Origin of the sequence: Micromonospora sp. DT233, assembly GCF_049841815.1 — a bacterium.
Classification (GTDB): Bacteria; Actinomycetota; Actinomycetes; order Mycobacteriales; family Micromonosporaceae; genus Micromonospora.
The window spans coordinates 173,243-189,669 of sequence record NZ_JBNCLB010000008.1 but is presented as its reverse complement, the minus strand read 5'-3'; the positions used below and the strand labels follow the sequence as shown (position 1 = coordinate 189,669).

Genomic DNA, 16,427 nt, shown 5'->3' with positions numbered 1-16,427 from the left:
TTCTCTCTGTCGCGGCCCGGTGTTCCCCCGGGGGGGGGCTGGCCGGCCACGGGGGGGGCGGGGGGGGCGGGGGGGGGCCCCCCCCCGCCCGCGCCGCGCTGTTATGGGTCAGCTCGTCATCGTGGTTCAGCTCGTCATCGTGCCTGGTTCAGCTCGTCATCGTGCCTGGGTCAGCTCGTCATCGTGGCGAAGACGATCACGTTGTCGACGTAGCTGCCCGTCTCCCGGTCGAACTGGCCGCCGCAGGTGACGACCCGCAGACCGGGCCGGTCGTTCGGCCCGTACACCAGCTCGGTCGGGAACTCGGCCTTCGGGTACGCCTTGACCTCCTCGACGGTGAAGGCGGCCCGGCTGCCGTCCTCGCGGGCGACGGTGAGGGTGTCGCCCGGTCGCAGCGCGCCGAGGGAGTAGAAGACGGCGGGGCCGCCGACCTGCGCCGAGTCGACGTGCCCGACGATCACCGCGTTGCCGGTCTCGCCGGGGCTGGGCCCCGGTGCGTACCAGCCCGCGCTGAGGGCCTGCTCCAGCGGCGGGACCTGGACGGTGCCGTCCGGGTTGGTGCCCAGGGTCATGATCGGGGCGTCGACCCCGATCCGGGGGATCGTGATGGTGGTCGGGGTGGCCCGGTCCAGCCCGGTCACCGGCCCCGTCCGGCCGGCCGCCCGGGTGTCGGGGTCGGGCCCGGCCTGGGTCAGTGGCTGCGGCGGGCGGGGCGCGGGGTCGGTGTCCAACGCGGCGCCCAGCAGGCCGGCGCCCAGCATGGCGAACATGACGACGACGGCCGCGCCGGCGGCACGCCACGGAATCCCGTGGCGGCCGCCGGCCGGTGTCGCCGTCACGTCAGACGAGGGACCCATTGGCCCGTCGCCGCATCAGGACGATCCCGCCGAGCGCCGCGGCGCCCAGCATGCCCGCCCCCGTGGTGACCAGGGTGCGGTCGGTGCCGGTGCCCGTGCCGCCGTCACCACCCTCGACGTGGCCGCGCGGGAGGACGACCAGCTCGCCCTCGCCGCAGGAGCCGCGCAGCTCGTAGCGGCCCGGAGCGGCGTGCTCGTCGACCTCGGCCTCGCCGTAGTAGACGAAGTCCCGCTCGTGCTCCCACGGCTTGTCGTGCTCGCCACGGCCCGATTCCTCGGACTCCTCGTGGCCCTTGCCCGACTCGTCGTGGCCCTTGCCCGACTCGTCGTGGCCCTTGCCCGACTCGTCGTGCTCCTTGCCCCAGCCGGAGCCCTCGTCGCCTTCGTCGTGGCCCTTGGAGCCCTCTTCGCGGCCCTTGGAGCCGTCGGACTCCTCGGCGCCCCAGCCCTTGTCGGCCTTCTCGTCGTCGGCGTAGCCCCACTCCTGGTCAGCGGAGTCGTCGGGGGCGCTGCCGCCCTTGCCGCCCTGCTCGCCGGGCTTCTCGCCGGGCTTGCCGCCCTGCTCGCCCTGCTGGTCGCCGGGCTTCTCGCCGGGCTTGCCGCCCTGCTCGCCCTGCTGGTCGCCGGGCTTCTCACCGGGCTTCTCACCGGGCTTCTCCCCGGGCTTCTCGCCGGGCTTGCCGCCCTGCTCGCCCTGCTGGTCGCCGGGCTTCCCACCCGGCTTCTCGCCCGGCTTGTCCCCGGGCTTCTCGCCGGGCTTGCCGCCCTGCTCGCCCTGCTGGTCGCCGGGCTTGCCGCCGTGCTGGTCGCCCGGCTTCTCGCCGGGCCGGCCCTCGTCGCCCTCGTCGCCGGGGCGGCCACCCTCTTCACGACCCTCGTGGCCGCGCCCCTCGGCGGGGTGCAGCTTGACCTTGCCGGTGACCTTGGACCAGACGAAGGGCTGCCGCTGGGGCTCCGTGCAGATCTCCAGCAGCCGGACCGTCTCGCCGGGCTTCACGACGTGCGGCTTGGCGTAGACCTTGCCCTCGCGGGCCTCCTCGTCGTGGTGCCCGTCCGCGAACGCGATCCCCGGCGAGAACACCAGCAGGGACGCACCGCCGAGGGCGGCACCCGCAACGACCTTCCCGAGCATCTTGTTTGCCATGACCTGCGTCACTCCATCCCTCTTTGTCCTGAGCCCGACGTCAGCCGGGCTACCCAAGACGTTAGAGCGTTTCGTGAGCTATCAGAGGAAAGATTCGCGTTTTGCGTTTTGCGGGTGAACGCGCGGAAGGAGTGCTAGGGGCGCTTAACGGCATTCGTCCGCCCGGCTGGGTCGGCTAGGCATCCCCGCCCCCCGCCGGCCGCGCACGCACTCTTTCGGGTGACCGGTGGCGGTCCGGCGCGGCCGTCCTCGGCGCGCTCGACAGTCCCCGCCACCCCGGCCCGTCCCCGGCCGCCCCGAAGCTCCCCACCACCACTTGGCACGCCCCCGCGTCCCGTTCCCCTTGGCGAGAACCTGCCCCGCCGGTACGGTCGCCGATGGCACCCACCCCCCATCCCAGGCGCGGCAGCGCATCGAGGGATTGCCATGGAAGCGCTCCCATGCAAGAATTCGGGAACGCGGTACGGGGAGCCACACCGCGCCAGGCAGATGTCGAGGGCACCGGTTTCACCGGACGACATGCGCCGCCCGACCGGCCGTACCCGCCGGTCGCGCACCACCACCAACCAGCCCGTCCGGGTCGGGCACCCCCGAAACACCCCCGTGGCACGTTGATCGTCCACTTCGGCCGATGGCGCGCCGATTTGCCGGGCCGCGAGTCCGGTCTCGCCCAAGGAGATCTGTGGCATGAGTATGAGGAAGAGACTGTCCGGCCGTCGCCGGGCGCTCGCACTGTCCGGTGTGGGTGCCCTGGCCGCCGGCGTCCTGGTGACCATTCCGGTCACCGCGGCCCAGGCCGCGACCCAGTGCAGCGTGAACTACACGACCAACGACTGGGCCGGGGGATTCACCGCCAGCGTCACCATCAGGAACCTCGGCGACGCGCTCACCTCCTGGAACCTCGGCTTCACCTTCCCGAACAGCAGCCAGCGCGTGCAGCAGGGCTGGTCGGCGAAGTGGACCCAGAGCGGGCAGAACGTGACCGCAGCGAACGAGTCGTACAACGGCGCGGTCGCCAGCGGTGCCAGCATCACCCTGGGCTTCAACGGCGCGTACAGCGGCAGCAACCCGAAGCCGACGTCGTTCACCCTCAACGGTGTGACCTGCAACGGCGGCACCCCGCCGACCAGCACCCCGCCGCCCCCGACCAGCACCCCGCCCCCCACCACCACGCCGCCCCCCACCTTCCCGCCGCCGTCGACCATCCCCCCGGGGCAGAAGGTCGACAACCCCTTCCTCAACGCCAAGGGGTACGTGAACCCGGAGTGGAAGGCCAAGGCCGAGTCGGTGGCCGGCGGCAGCCGGGTGTCCAACAACCCGACCGCCGTCTGGATCGACCGGATCGCCGCGATCAACGGCACGCCGGACAGCAGCTCCAACGGCGCGATGGGCGTGCGGGCGCACCTGGACGAGGCGCTGCGGCAGGGTGCCCAGTACGTCCAGTTCGTGATCTACAACCTCCCCGGCCGGGACTGCTCCGCGCTCGCCTCCAACGGTGAGCTGGGCCCGGAGGAGCTGCCCCGCTACAAGGCCGAGTACATCGACCCGATCGCCGCGATCCAGGGCGACTCGAAGTACGCCAACCTGCGGATCATCAACATCGTCGAGATCGACTCGCTGCCGAACCTGGTGACCAACACCTCCGGCAACCCGGGCGGCACCGCGATGTGTGACACCGTGAAGGCCAACGGCGCGTACGTCAACGGCGTGGGCTACGCCCTGGCGAAGCTGGGCGCGATCGGCAACGTCTACAACTACATCGACGCCGGGCACCACGGCTGGCTCGGCTGGGACAGCAACTTCGGCCCCGTCGCCGACCAGCTCAAGGCCGCCGCCGTCGCCTCCGGCAGCACCGTGAACAACGTGCACGGCTTCATCACCAACACGGCGAACTACTCCGCCCTGAAGGAGCCGCACTTCAAGATCACGGACAGCGTGAACGGCACGACGGTGCGCAACACCAAGTGGGTCGACTGGAACATGTACGTCGACGAGCTCTCGTTCGCCCAGGCGTTCCGGCAGAAGCTGGTCTCGGTCGGCTTCAACAGCAACATCGGCATGCTGATCGACACCTCCCGCAACGGCTGGGGCGGCAGCGCCCGACCTGCGGGCCCTGGCCCCACGACGGGCACCGCGAACGAGTATGTCGACGCCAGCCGGGTCGACCGGCGCTTCCACACCGGCAACTGGTGCAACCAGGCCGGTGCGGGTCTCGGCGAGCGTCCGAAGGCCGCCCCGGAGTCGGGCATCGACGCCTACGTCTGGGTGAAGCCCCCGGGTGAGTCGGACGGCTCCAGCAAGGAGATCCCGAACAACGAGGGCAAGGGCTTCGACCGGATGTGCGACCCGACCTACACCGGTAACGAGCGCAACGGCAACAACATGAGCGGTGCCCTGGCCGACGCCCCGATCTCGGGTGCCTGGTTCGCCGCCCAGTTCGCCCAGCTCATGCAGAACGCGTACCCGGCGCTCTGACGCACCGAACGGCACGCCTACCCGCCGCCGGCGAGGGGTGAGGCACTCCCGGCGGCAGGTTCCCCCGCCCCTGGTCCGACCGTACGCGGTCGGGCCAGGGGCCCCCTCGTGTCAGGGGACGGTCTTCTCCACCGCCGCCTGGCCCCGCTCGGCCAGCTCGCGGCGGGCCCGCTCGACGTTCTCCGGCGTCGGGTCCTGCCCCCGGGCCCGCACCAGGTCCGCCGGCTCCCAGGGCTGCTCCGCGCCGGTGCGGATGTTGTCGCCGCCGGCCCCGGTGCCCCCGCCGTACGGGTCGCCGAGCAGGTCGTCGGTCGTGCCGACGCCCTCCGGGGCGGCGTCGCCCGGCGCGACGAAGGCCGGGGTGTCCGGGTCGGCCCCGCCGCCGTTCGCCAACCGCGCCACGGTGCTGTCGTCGTCCACCGCCGAGGCCACCTCGGCACTCTCCTCCAGCCATCGCCCGGCGTCCGGGTCACGTGCGCTCATCCTGCTGCCCTCCTGTCCAACCGGAGCCCCAACCTGATCCCCCCTGCCTACCCCCCAAACCCCCACCCACGCCCTTGGCCCGTTGATCAAGAGGTTTGCGTCACCGAGGAGATCAAGATTGACGCAAACCTCTTGATCAACACGGGCGTCGGTCCGGGGGTGGGGGGGGGTGGGGTGGGAGTGGGGTGGGTGGGGGGGTTAGTCCTCTGGGGGTGGGGTGGGTGGGCTCAGGTGTTGCCAGAGGAGGAAGAGGAGGCCGAAGGCGAGCATTGCCAGGCCGGCCCAGAGGTTGATGCGTAGGCCCTGCGCCTTGTCGATCTCCGGCTGGCCGTCGAAGAGGCCCATCCCGCCGACGATCAGCCCGTACGCGACGAAGAGGCCACCGATCACCCGGCGGATGTCGAACAGCCGCGCGGCGGCCGACTTGCGGCGCTCCTGCTCGGTCTCCGCGACCAGCGGGTCGTGCGCCCGCTCGCTCTCCTCCGACATGCTCCCCATCCCTTCGGTGTGACCCGGGCGTCGGACGGGCCGGCCCTCACAGGACCGGCAGGTAGAGCAGGGCGGCGAGCACCACCGCGAGGACGCCGAGCAGCACCGGCGAGCGGTACCAGACGGCGTCACCGGCGAGCACGTCGCCCTTCAGGTCCACGCCGCCCATCCCGTAGACGAGGCCCCGCAGGTCGTCGTCGGGCTTCGGCGCGGTCAACGGGGTGATGATCACGGCGACGACGGCCACCGTGACGAAAGCGATCCCCGCGCCCCAGAAGCTCTCCTCCAGGTCGGAGTTGAACCCGACCACCCCGCCCTTGTAGAGCAGGTACGTGGTCAGCGCGGCCAGGGTGCCCAGCAGCAGCGACCAGAAACCGGCCAGCGCGGTCATCCGCTTCCAGAACATGCCGATGATGAACGTGGCGAAGAGCGGCGCGTTGAAGAGCGAGAAGAGCGTCTGGATGTAGTTCATGATGTTGCTGAACCCGGCCGCGATGAACGCGGTGCCGATGCCGACCAGCACCCCGCCGATGGTGGCCAGCCGGCCGACCTTCAGGTAGTAGTCGTCGCTGCGGTCCCGCCGCACGTACGCCTGCCAGATGTCGTACGTGAAGACGGTGTTGAAGCCGCTGACGTTGGCGGCCATGCCGGCCATGAAGGAGGCCAGCAGGCCCGTCACCGCCACCCCGAGCACCCCGTTGGGGAGCAGGTCGCGCATCAGCAGCGGGATGGCGTTGTTGTAGACCATGTCGCCGGACTCGGCCCCCAACCCCTTGACCGTGACCAGGGCGATCAGGCCGGGGATCACCGTGACGACGGGGATGACCAGCTTCGGGTACGCGGCGATGATCGGCGTACGCCGGGCGGCGCTCATGTTCCGCGCCGACAGCGCCCGCTGCACCTCGGCGAAGTTGGTGGTCCAGTAGCCGAAGGAGAGCACGAAGCCGAGGCCGAAGACGATGCCCAGCCAGTGCGCGCCCAGCGGGTTGTCGGTGCTGCCGGTGCCCTGCCAGGTGTGCAGCCCCGCCTCGCCGAGCGGGGAGCCGCGCACCGCGTCCATCAGCCCGCCCACCCCGCCGACCTTCAGCAGCCCGATCACGGTGATCGGGATGAGGCCGGCGATGATCACGAAGAACTGGAGCACCTCGTTGTAGATCGCCCCCGACAGCCCGCCGATCGTGATGTACGCCAGCACGATGAACGCGCCGACCACGGTCGCCACCCAGAGCGGCCAGCCCAGCAGGGCCTGCATCACCAGCGCCAGCGCGTACAGGTTGACCCCGGCGATGAGCACCTGGGCGACCGCGAAGCTGATCGCGTTGAGCAGGTGGGTGGGGCGGTTGAAGCGCAGCCGCAGGTACTCGGGGACGCTGCGGACCTTCGAGCCGTAGTAGAACGGCATCATCACGATGCCGAGGAAGACCATCGCCGGGACGGCGCCGATCCAGTAGTAGTGCACGGTCATCATCCCGTACTGCGCGCCGTTGGCGGCCATCCCGATGATCTCCAGCGCGCCCAGGTTGGCCGAGACGAACGCCAGGCCGGTGACCCAGGCGGGCAGCGAACGCCCGGAGAGGAAGAAGTCGACGCTGGTGCGGATCGCCCGGCGGGCGGCGAAGCCGACGCCGAGCACGGTGACGAAGTACAGCGCCAGGATCGAGTAGTCCAGCGCGTTCATGCTCAACCGCAGGCCGCCGCCGTCCTCCATCGCGTCACCCCTCGTCCCCGCCGATGTGGTCCCGTCCGTCCCGCCGACCGCGCGATCTCGCCGAGCGTGCGCGCTAATACCCGAACCGTGACCTTTGATGCCCCTCATCCGAAGTTGCCGGCGCAGATCCCGCAGCAGCTCACCCGCAGCAGCTCCCCGGAGCGGCGGACACCAGCCCTCCGCCCGAGGACCGACAACCCGGCCCGTGCGGTACCCGGCCCGTGCGGTACCCGCCCGAAGGGCGAGTGCTTCCGATGCCCCTATGGGAACCATCCGCAACGCGCCGATCATGGACTTGTGGTGCCCGAACAGGGTTGTTTGTCACCTTCATCCCCCACCACAGCTCCATGATCGACGAGGCGCGTCGCGCGGCCTCCTGAATCTGCTCACCCTTGTCAGTCTCGTTTTGAGACGTGTCAGTCATCCGCGTGCCTTCCTATTGAGCCACGACTCAAGAATGGTGCGCGCCCGCGCGAGCCTCGGACATCCACGGTCGTCGCATTTCGTGCAGAAATTGCGATGATGGAAGTCGATGACGTATCCGGCCATGACGACGCTGAACGGCGTGCCCGGTCGCGCCTGCCTACCCATGCCGACGATTGCCCTGGTCGTGGCCCTCGGCGGCCGGGTCGGCGCGTCGGGAGTCGGTCGAGTCTTCGACCACGTCCAACGGTTCGTCCGGCCGCTGGAACAATTTGATCTTCCCCACCTGTGCGCCTCCCGCGATCGTTGCGGATTGAACTCCTGCCCCACGATCGGCGGCCGTTGGCGCTGGGTGCAATGTCTTACGCCCAATTTCCCCGCTCGCTATTGACGCTGCGCCATTCCCGTGCGCAAGCTGTGCCGGACAAGACGATCGGAGACATGAGACTGCGACGGGGGTTGAGCGAGATTCAAACTTCCGTGCCGCGTCGGCAACTCGGCCGACTGCTGCGCCAGGCGCGCGAGGAAGCGAGCATCAATCTGGAGGCTGCGGCTGCTGCGCTGGAGTGGTCCCGCGCCAAGATGTACCGGCTGGAGAGCGGCCAGACCGTGCCACGAACCCACGACGTGAAGCTGATGTGCCAGTACTACGGCACGAAGGCCGAGCTGACCGAGGTCATGGTGAGCCTGTCCAAGGAGGGCAAGAGCAAGGGGTGGTGGCACGCCTACGGCGACGTCATCCCCGACTGGTTCGAGTTGTACGTCGGCCTCGAAGCCGCCGCCTGCCACATTCGCCACTTCGAGTCGAACCTGGTCCCTGGCCTGTTGCAGTCGCCGGAGTACATGGAGACGATGTTCAGCCTCAAGGATGGGCGGACGCCACAGGAGGTGGCCCAGAAGGTAGCCCTCCGGTTGAAGCGGCAAAAGCTTCTCGGCCGCCGAAGCCCGGCCCCGCCCCGCTTCGAGGCGATCATCGATGAGTCGGTCATCCGCCGGCCTATCGGGGATCTCGAAGCATGGCGACGACAGCTCGCCTATCTGGTGCACACCGCGCAGACCCCCAACGTGAGTTTCCGGGTGCTCCCGCTGGCGGCTGGGCCGACCAAGGTCTCCGTTGCCGGTGCGTTCATCGTGCTCGACTTTCCTGCTGTAGGGACTCGCCCGGCGGAGCCCTCCACGATCTACTGCGAGTCCTATACGGGCAGCCTCTATCTGGACCGTCCGAACGAAGTAGAGGCATACTCGGATGCCTGGCAGACCCTGCAGGGGCTTGCCCTTGACGAGCGCGCGTCAGCGGACCTGGTGAGCACGGTGATCAAGGAGAGCTACGATGAGTGATCTGTCCGGCGCCTCCTGGCGCAAGAGCAGCCGTAGCGGCACCGAGGGCGCCTGCGTGGAGGTTGCCGACAACCTGCCCGGCGTCGTCGGCGTGCGGGACAGCAAGGACGCGGCGGGACCCGCGCTCGTTTTCGCCCCGGCCTCCTGGTCGGCCTTCGTGCAGAGCCTCCGGGCAGAAGCCCTGAGCTGACCGCCGCTCTCAGCGGTTCCTATTCACCGCATTTGGCGAAGCTGGCCCCGGGGCACCGCGCGCCTGCTACCAGGTAACGAGCTTGTCGTGCCCGTGGCGCAGTTCTTTCGTTCGGCGGCTGCGGCCCGCGACGCCACCGGTCCGCTTTCGCCGGGCCCACACTGCCATGCAGCTGTCCTCGGGCACTATGGCCAGTTGAGCTCACGGGCGAGTTGAGCTTACGACCGATAGTGATCTCCACGCGCCCTGAACGCCCCACCATCGGCCTTGGTCGCTCAGTACGAAAGCCCGCCGGCGAATCCGCCGATGACGCGAATGGCTAGGCTCGGAAGGGCTCGCCACGACTAGGAACGGCGGAAACGGCGTGACGGATGATGACTTGCAGGTGCCGGTTTGGGCCCTGGCGACGGAACACGAGAAGGTCTCGCGGGCGGCTGAGATCCCCGTTGATCACAAGGGCATGACTGCGGAGCGGCTGGCCGGACTGCGGCAGGCGCTCGCGGCGTTTCTCGACACGCCGCTCGTCACGGTGGAGGCGTACCCGCTTCCCGCAACGGCGCACCTTCAGGGCGGGCGGCTGCTCGACGCCGCTTCGCCTCTCGCCGTGGAACTCCGAAGCCTGTTGAAGCTTCCGATGAACGCCTCCACGAACGCGGCCGGTGCCGCGAGGTCGACGGAGACGCTGTACCGCGTCGTGGTGCCCAGGACGGTGGCGGCCCAGCTCGGTAAGGGTCTGATCCGGTTCATGCCGGCCAAAGGCATTGCCGGCGGAATCCGTGGCGCTGTCCTCGGCAAGGCGGGGATCGTGCATAGCCCGATCTTCGTTCCGGTGGCGGCCGCCGCGACACCTCGAGGCGCTACCACGGCGCTGAGCGGCACCGCAAGAGCCGCAACCGGAGCCGGGATGGTCGCCGCCGCAGCATCCTTCGTTCTCCTCGCGGTCGCCACCGCCGCGAGCGTGTACGCCGAGGAGCAGCGCCGCAAGGCCATGGAGAGAGTCACCGAGCTTCTCGAGGGGCTGACCGCCGACAATCTCGACGCAGAGCGCGACCGCCTCAACGGCGCGACAACAGCGGTCGAGAGAGCGACCGCGCTCCTGCTCGACAAGGGTGAGGCCGGACATTCCCTGGGCCTGGACGCTGCGGTGCACACCGTGGACACCGCCATCGCCGCAGCCACCCGCAGGGCCGCCACGTGGCGGGCGAAAGTCGCGGGGTTCTCTTCCGAGGGTGTGGAGATCGCTGACCTCATCGAGGCATTCCCCGGGATCGACCAGCCCAACGGCACCTTCCGGGTCGAGCTCCGGCTCGCCTCACTGGCGATCGCCACGAAGCGACGTGTCGCGGTTCTCCAAGCCGTGGAACACGCCCAGAAGTCTCCGGAGCTCGACTTCCGGCGCTTCACGGCGATGCTGCAGGACGAGCAGCGAAGCGTGGACGAACTCCAGGGCGAGCTGCGCGCGCTCCTGGTCGACCTGGCGGAACTCCGGCTCCGTGCTCCCACCAAGAGCTTCACGGACCGCCTGCTGACCCAAGGCGAAGTGAACGGTCTGCTTGCCTGGCCGGGCCGCCTGCGCCAACTGGCGGCTGAGGAGTCGGTGTCTGCCTCGGAACTTGCCGATGTCGAGATCGGCCTCGTCCAGCGGACGGACGGAAAGGTGCTGGTTCTGCCCGCGACGGCACTGCCACGCGATCACGTCGCCTGAGCGAAAGCTTGGACGCTTGGTGTCGCTGGCTTGGGCGTCAACAGCGTGGAGGCCGGCCCGTTTCGGCCGGGCCCACGCCGATCGCAGCGGTTCAAGGACCGGGCTCACGCCGGCCCCCCGTACGCCGAAAGCCCGGCGGCGGTTCCTGCCCGAACGACAGCTCACGGCCCGCTAACTTGAGGGCACCCAACGCAGAGGAGAGCCCGTGGGCAAAGTGGTCATGTACAGCTCGGTGTCGGTGGACGGCTTCATCGCGGACGAGAATGACCAGCCCGGACCGCTGTTCGACTGGTTGACCAGCGGTGACGTCCCGTTGGACTCCAGCGGCGCGTTGAAGGTGTCGCAGACTTCCTACGACTACACCCGGCCGTACTGGGACCAGATCGGGGTGACGATCGCCGGCCGTCGCGTCTTCGACATGACGGACGGCTGGGACGGGTAGCCTCCGGGCGGGATCGACCACGTGGTCGTCGTGACGCACCGGCCGGCACCCGAGGGCTGGGACCCGGGGGCGCCGTTCCACTTCGTCGACGGCGTCGAGGCAGCCGTGGCCAAGGCGCAGGAGCTTGCGGGTGACCGCCTGGTCGAGGTCGCCGCCGGCGACGTCGGTGGCCAGGTGCTCGCCGCGGGCCTGGTCGACGAGGTGCGCATGGACGTCGTACCCGTCGTGTTCGGGTCCGGCAAGCGCTACTTCGGGTCGGTCGACGCGCAGCATCTGTTGGAGGATCCTGACGTGGTGATTCAGAGCAACCGGGTGCTTCACCTGCGGTATCGGGTGCGCCGCCGACCGACCTGAGCGGGAGCGGCCCCCTGCTGCAGACAGGGGGCCGTTCTTTCCGTCCGGGCGTGAATCGAGTCGACGCCGGACGTTGCGGAGGCGACTAGTCCAGCCTGCTGAAGTTGATGCCCGCCGTGTAGGTGCCGCTGCCGCTGATGCCCGTCACGTACAGGCGGTAGCCCCAGGCCTTGTCGGTGTGGTAGCTGAACTTCTTGTCTCCGGGGCCGGCGGGGGCGGTCGCCACGGTCGTCGTCCAGTCCCCGACGTCGACGTTGAACTCGCGCACCTCGATGAGGACCTCAGCGGTGTCCGGGATGTCCACGCAGAACGAGAACGTCTCTTCGCCCTCGCTCCAGAAGTAGCTCCACGGGTAGGACGCGTGTCCCTCGAGGAATTCGCTCTGGTCGCTGGCGTCGTAGGTGGAGCAGTCCGAGGCGGTCGGGGTGGCGGCTGCGGGGGACACCAGCAGGGCCGCGCCGGCCAGCGCGCCCAGGGTCGCGGCGAGCAGTCTCTTGGCTGACATGAAGGTCCTTTCATCGACAACCGTGATGATTTGCACCTTAGCGTCAGGAAGTTGAGACTACAACCAAATCCGCGTGACTGCTGCGGTCCCGGACGCGCCGCGCGCCCCGGCCGTCGTGGCCGGGGCGCGCGGGGTGAGGGCGTCGGGAGGGCGGTCAGCGGCCGAGCACCCGGTCCAGGAAGTCGCGGTAGCTGCGTACCGCGATGCGGAGCTGCTCGGTGTCGTCGCCGGTCTGCTGCCAGTCGCCCAGCTTGTTCTTCTGCTCGGCGAGCGCGGCGGCGAGCGCCTGGATGGCCTCCTCCACCAGCGACTGGGCCTGCCCGGCGGCGGCCTTCGGGTCGTCGACGAAGCGGAGCTGCACGTCGCGCCAGCGGTCCCGGAACGCCTGGGCGGCGTCCGGCTCGAAGAGAGCCGTGGCTTCGTCGTGCACCGCCCCGGAGGCGGGCCGCGCGGTTGCGCCGCCAACGGCGCTGCCGGTGCCGGCGGCGGCGATGACCGCGCCGGGGGTGGCGATGCCGCTGCCGGGGGAGGCGTCCGGGTCGGTCATGCCCGGCTCGGGTCGGCCGTATCCGGCCGCGCCCGCGACCACCGCGTCCTCGCGGTCCCGGTCGGCCCCGACCTGCTCGTCGCCCCGATCCGCGTGCGCGACGTCCGGCCCGGCGGCGGCGTGCTCGTCGTCCGCGTGCTGCCGGTCGTCGGCGTGCTGCCGGTCGTCGCCGTGGTGCCGGTCGTCGGCGTGCTCGTCGTCGGCGTGCTGCCGGTCGTCGGGGGAGCCGTCGGCAGCCGCCCAGCGGTTCCGGTCGTGCAGGCGGTCGGCGGCCGTCGGGTCGGCGCGCTCGGCGTCGAACTCGTCGGTACGCCCCGGAGCGCCGTCGCCGGGCTGGACGTTCTCCTCGCCGCGCGGGTCCCGCTGGTCGGCCGGCCGGCCACTGGCCATCGCCGAGGCCGCCACGGCGTCACCCACGCTGGTGGCCCCGAACGCGGTGGGCAGGGGCGCCGGCTCGTGGAACTCGGGCTTACGGTCCGAACCTGCGTCACCGACCGCGTACGGGCGGGTCTCGTCGGGGTCGTCGGCGTTGCCTGCGTCAAACGGGCGGGTGGTGTCCGGGTCGTCGGCGTTGCGCGTGGTGTCGGTGTCCGGGTCGTCGGCGTTGCGCGTGCCGTAGAGGCCGGTGCTGTCCGGGTCGTCGGCGTTGCGAGTGTCGTACAGGCCGGTCGCGTCCGGGTCGTCGGCGTCGCGGTGCGCGGTGCCCGGGTGGTCGGCGTCGCGGCGCGCGGTGCCCGGGTGGTCGTCGGTCCCGGCCGGGTCGTCGAAGGTACCCCGGTCGTCCAGGACGTCCTCGGGCAGGTCGCTGCGGCCATCGGTGGCGCCGTGGCGCTGGTTGCCGGTGTCGGCGGGCCGGTCGGCCGGGGTGGGCACCGGAACCGGCGCGGACCGGACGGCCTCGGGATGATCGCTGTTCATCTGCTGTTCCTGGGGCATGGTGGCTCTCCTCAGCGGCTGGTGGCGTCGTGCGGACGGTCGGCGGGCGTGGCGTCCGGCTGATGCTCGGGGGTGGTGCCGGAGTCGGGCTGCTGCGGCGAGTGCCCGGCCACCGGGTCCGCACCGAGCAGGTCGGCGAAGAGCGCCCGGTAGTGCACGACGGCCTGCCGCAGCTCCTCGGTGCCGGCCTCGCCGCGCTCGTTGCGCAGCCGGATCTCGTGCGCCTCCCGGTAGTGCGACAGCGTGCGGGCGTGCTCGACGGAGAGGTGGGCGGCCTGCTCGTCGAACTCGCCGGTCGGGTAGCCGCGCTCGGCGATCAGCCGGCCGACCAGCTCGTCGGCGTCGCTGACCGTCTCGGCGGGGGAGTCGATGAAGCGGACCTGCAGTTCCTCCCACGCGGCGGCGTACCGGGCGCGTGACTCGGGCGAGAGCGGGGTGAGGGTCAACTCGGCGTGCCGGCGTTCCCGGTCCCGCAGCTCCTGCTCGGCGGCCGAGCGGCTGTCCCGCTCCGCGACCACCCGGTCGTACTCGGGGCCGAACTTGGCGCGCAGAGCGCGGCGGCGGGCGACCTGCCGGAGCACCACGGCCAAGGCCGCGACGACCACCAGCACGACCAGAACTATGACGATTACCTGCGTGGGCGACATGGCTCCTCCTTCATCCCCTGGGTATTCCCTCCCCAGGCTGATCGCCAATCCCGATCCGGCGACTTTCCTCAGCCGCCCCGCCGCCCAGCGCCAGCGCTCCTTGCCACCCCGCCCGCCCCCACCGCCCGTCACCCCGCGCCCCGTCACCCCCCGCCCCGCCCCTTCGTCCGCCCACCCTCCGTCCGCCCGCCCCTCCTATCCGCGCTCTACCTGCCCCCTGCACGCGCCAAGATCCGAGCATTTTCAGGGAAAATGTTGGGTGAAATCCGGTTCGAGGCAGCATCTTCCCTGAAAATGCTCGGATCTTGAGGGCGGCGCGAGGGCGGCGCGAGGGCGGCGCGAGGGCGGCGCGAGGGCGGCGCGAGGGCGGCGCGAGGAAGGGGCGAGGAAAGGGAGGGGGGAAGGACGGGCGGGGGAGGGATGGGGTGCGGCACACAATCGGGGGGCGGGAAAACTGGACTGATTCCAGAAAATGCGTCAGGGTTGGGGTCGGGCCCCCGCCTGGACCCGTCGGCGGCGGCCACTTCGCGGCGCAGCACGCGCGAGGTGACAAACCGGGCACGTGACGTACTGGGACGCTGCCCCGACCGCCGGCAGCGACACCGAACCGGAGGAGAGCGATGAGCGACCCGCAGGCCAGCAAGCCGATCCTGACGACCCGTCAGGGTCACCCCGTGCACAACAACCAGCAGCAGCGGACGGTCGGCTCGCGCGGCCCGGCGACGCTGGAGAACTACCACTTCCTGGAGAAGATCAGCCACTTCGACCGGGAGCGCATCCCGGAGCGGGTGGTCCATGCGCGCGGTTTCGTCGCGCACGGCGAGTTCGAGGCGTACGGGACGATCGGCGACGAGCCGGCCTCGACGTACACCCGGGCGAAGCTCTTCCAGACCAAGGGCAAGAAGACCCCGGTGACCATCCGGTTCTCCACGGTCATCGGCGGCCGGGACTCCTCCGAGGCGGCCCGCGACCCGCGCGGCTTCGCGGTGAAGTTCCGCACTGAAGACGGCAACTGGGACATGGTGGGCAACAACCTCCAGGTCTTCTTCATCCGCGACGCGATCAAGTTCCCCGACGTGATCCACTCGCTGAAGCCGGACCCGGTGACCTTCCGCCAGGAGCCGAACCGGATCTTCGACTTCATGTCGAACACGCCCGAGTCGATGCACATGCTGACCTGGCTCTTCTCGCCGTACGGCATCCCGAAGAACTACCGGACCATGCGCGGCTCCGGGGTCAACACCTACCGCCTGGTCAACGCCGCAGGCGAGGCCGTGCTGGTCAAGTTCCACTGGATGACCCAGCAGGGCGAGCACAACCTGACCGAGGCGCAGGCCGCCGAGATCCAGGCGACCGAGCTGGGCCACGCCTCGAAGGACCTCTACGAGGCCATCGAGCGCGGCGAGTACCCGCAGTGGGAGCTCAACGTCCAGATCATGAGCGACGACGAGCACCCCGAGCTGGACTTCGACCCGCTGGACGACACCAAGATCTGGCCGGAGGAGGACTTCCCGTACCTCCCCGTCGGCATGATGACGCTCAACCGCAACATCACCGACCACCACAACGAGAACGAGCAGATCGCCTTCGGCACCGGTGTGCTGGTCGACGGGATCGACTTCTCCGACGACAAGATGCTGGTCGGCCGGACGTTCTCCTACTCGGACACCCAGCGCTACCGGGTCGGCCCGAACTACCTGCAACTGCCGATCAACCGGCCGCGCGAGGACGTCCAGGTCCGCACCAACCAGGGTGGCGGCCAGATGTCGTACGGGGTGGACGAGCGGGGCGGCAACCCGCACATCAACTTCGAGCCGTCCTCGGTCGCCGGGCTCGGCGAGGCCGACGACTCCTACCGGGAGTACCGCCCGTTCGTCTCGGGGCAGATCATGAAGGCCCCGATCGAGCGGCAGAACAACTACGCCCAGGCCGGCCGGCGCTTCCGCGAGATGGCCGACTGGGAGCGCGACGACCTGGTGCTCAACCTCACCGGTCTGCTGGCCCAGTGCGACAAGCACATCCAGGAGAAGATGGTCTGGCACTTCAGCCAATGTGACGCCGACTACGGCCGGCGGATCGCCGAGGGGCTCGGCCTCTCCACCACCGTCTGATCCCCCGCCCCACCAGCGCCATCGAGCGCCCCGCCCGGAACCGGGCGGGGCGCTCGCATGTGCACCGGCCACA

General features: G+C 70.2%; 14 protein-coding genes and 1 pseudogene. 7 read left to right on the top strand and 8 right to left on the bottom strand.

Going from position 1 to position 16,427, the window contains the following annotated elements; all coding sequences use genetic code 11:
* Positions 1 to 170 precede the first annotated feature (170 nt).
* Together ACLQ2V_RS19285 and ACLQ2V_RS19280 are read right to left on the bottom strand one after the other, a co-directional pair.
* Positions 171 to 839, bottom strand: coding sequence for a class F sortase (locus tag ACLQ2V_RS19285; RefSeq protein ID WP_425719899.1), 669 nt, complete (start codon positions 837 to 839; stop codon positions 171 to 173).
* Position 840: 1 nt separating this feature from the next.
* Positions 841 to 2,001, bottom strand: coding sequence for a hypothetical protein (locus tag ACLQ2V_RS19280; protein ID WP_425719898.1), 1,161 nt, complete (start codon positions 1,999 to 2,001; stop codon positions 841 to 843).
* A gap of 687 nt (positions 2,002 to 2,688) precedes the next feature.
* On the opposite strand from ACLQ2V_RS19280, the gene ACLQ2V_RS19275 reads away from it, so the two are divergent.
* Positions 2,689 to 4,476, top strand: coding sequence for a glycoside hydrolase family 6 protein (locus ACLQ2V_RS19275; protein WP_425719897.1), 1,788 nt, complete (start codon positions 2,689 to 2,691; stop codon positions 4,474 to 4,476).
* A 111-nt stretch (positions 4,477 to 4,587) separates the two neighbouring features.
* On the opposite strand, the gene ACLQ2V_RS19270 is transcribed toward ACLQ2V_RS19275, so the two are convergent.
* The 3 genes from ACLQ2V_RS19270 to ACLQ2V_RS19260 all read right to left on the bottom strand — a co-directional run bounded on the left by ACLQ2V_RS19270 (position 4,588) and on the right by ACLQ2V_RS19260 (position 7,156).
* A complete protein-coding gene (locus ACLQ2V_RS19270; protein WP_425719896.1) occupies positions 4,588 to 4,959 on the bottom strand; it encodes a hypothetical protein in 372 nt (123 codons plus the stop codon).
* Between the two features lie 198 nt (positions 4,960 to 5,157).
* Entirely contained in the window at positions 5,158 to 5,448 is a 291-nt protein-coding gene (locus ACLQ2V_RS19265) for a hypothetical protein (protein ID WP_425719895.1), read from the bottom strand.
* A gap of 46 nt (positions 5,449 to 5,494) precedes the next feature.
* Positions 5,495 to 7,156: a sodium:solute symporter family protein gene (locus ACLQ2V_RS19260; protein ID WP_425719894.1), complete on the bottom strand. Its 1,662-nt coding sequence runs from the start codon at positions 7,154 to 7,156 to the stop codon at positions 5,495 to 5,497.
* Between the two features lie 532 nt (positions 7,157 to 7,688).
* On the opposite strand from ACLQ2V_RS19260, the gene ACLQ2V_RS19255 reads away from it, so the two are divergent.
* The 5 genes and pseudogenes from ACLQ2V_RS19255 (at position 7,689) to ACLQ2V_RS19235 (ending at position 11,608) form a co-directional block, all read left to right on the top strand.
* Positions 7,689 to 7,970, top strand: coding sequence for a hypothetical protein (locus tag ACLQ2V_RS19255; RefSeq protein WP_425719893.1), 282 nt, complete (start codon positions 7,689 to 7,691; stop codon positions 7,968 to 7,970).
* A gap of 50 nt (positions 7,971 to 8,020) precedes the next feature.
* The gene (locus ACLQ2V_RS19250) at positions 8,021 to 8,917 is read left to right on the top strand and encodes a helix-turn-helix domain-containing protein (RefSeq protein WP_425719892.1); all 897 of its coding nucleotides are present in this window, start codon (positions 8,021 to 8,023) and stop codon (positions 8,915 to 8,917) included.
* On the top strand, positions 8,910 to 9,107 hold the full coding sequence (locus ACLQ2V_RS19245; RefSeq protein ID WP_425719891.1) for a DUF397 domain-containing protein: 198 nt from the start codon (positions 8,910 to 8,912) through the stop codon (positions 9,105 to 9,107). The genes ACLQ2V_RS19250 and ACLQ2V_RS19245 overlap by 8 nt, the downstream gene beginning before the upstream one ends.
* A 364-nt stretch (positions 9,108 to 9,471) precedes the next feature.
* Positions 9,472 to 10,812 carry a hypothetical protein gene (locus ACLQ2V_RS19240; RefSeq protein ID WP_425719890.1) on the top strand — a complete coding sequence of 447 codons (1,341 nt, stop codon included), beginning with the start codon at positions 9,472 to 9,474 and terminating at the stop codon, positions 10,810 to 10,812.
* A 205-nt stretch (positions 10,813 to 11,017) separates the two neighbouring features.
* Positions 11,018 to 11,608, top strand: a pseudogene (locus ACLQ2V_RS19235) (dihydrofolate reductase family protein).
* A gap of 85 nt (positions 11,609 to 11,693) precedes the next feature.
* Here the strand turns inward: ACLQ2V_RS19235 and ACLQ2V_RS19230 are convergent.
* The 3 genes from ACLQ2V_RS19230 to ACLQ2V_RS19220 all read right to left on the bottom strand — a co-directional run bounded on the left by ACLQ2V_RS19230 (position 11,694) and on the right by ACLQ2V_RS19220 (position 14,243).
* A complete protein-coding gene (locus ACLQ2V_RS19230; RefSeq protein WP_425719889.1) occupies positions 11,694 to 12,113 on the bottom strand; it encodes a hypothetical protein in 420 nt (139 codons plus the stop codon).
* A 154-nt stretch (positions 12,114 to 12,267) separates the two neighbouring features.
* Positions 12,268 to 13,596 (bottom strand): hypothetical protein, encoded by a 1,329-nt coding sequence (locus ACLQ2V_RS19225; RefSeq protein ID WP_425719888.1) that lies wholly within the window; start codon positions 13,594 to 13,596, stop codon positions 12,268 to 12,270.
* An 11-nt stretch (positions 13,597 to 13,607) separates the two neighbouring features.
* Positions 13,608 to 14,243 carry a hypothetical protein gene (locus tag ACLQ2V_RS19220; protein WP_425719887.1) on the bottom strand — a complete coding sequence of 212 codons (636 nt, stop codon included), beginning with the start codon at positions 14,241 to 14,243 and terminating at the stop codon, positions 13,608 to 13,610.
* A 620-nt stretch (positions 14,244 to 14,863) separates the two neighbouring features.
* On the opposite strand from ACLQ2V_RS19220, the gene ACLQ2V_RS19215 reads away from it, so the two are divergent.
* The gene (locus ACLQ2V_RS19215; RefSeq protein WP_425719886.1) at positions 14,864 to 16,354 is read left to right on the top strand and encodes a catalase; all 1,491 of its coding nucleotides are present in this window, start codon (positions 14,864 to 14,866) and stop codon (positions 16,352 to 16,354) included.
* Positions 16,355 to 16,427 lie beyond the last annotated feature (73 nt).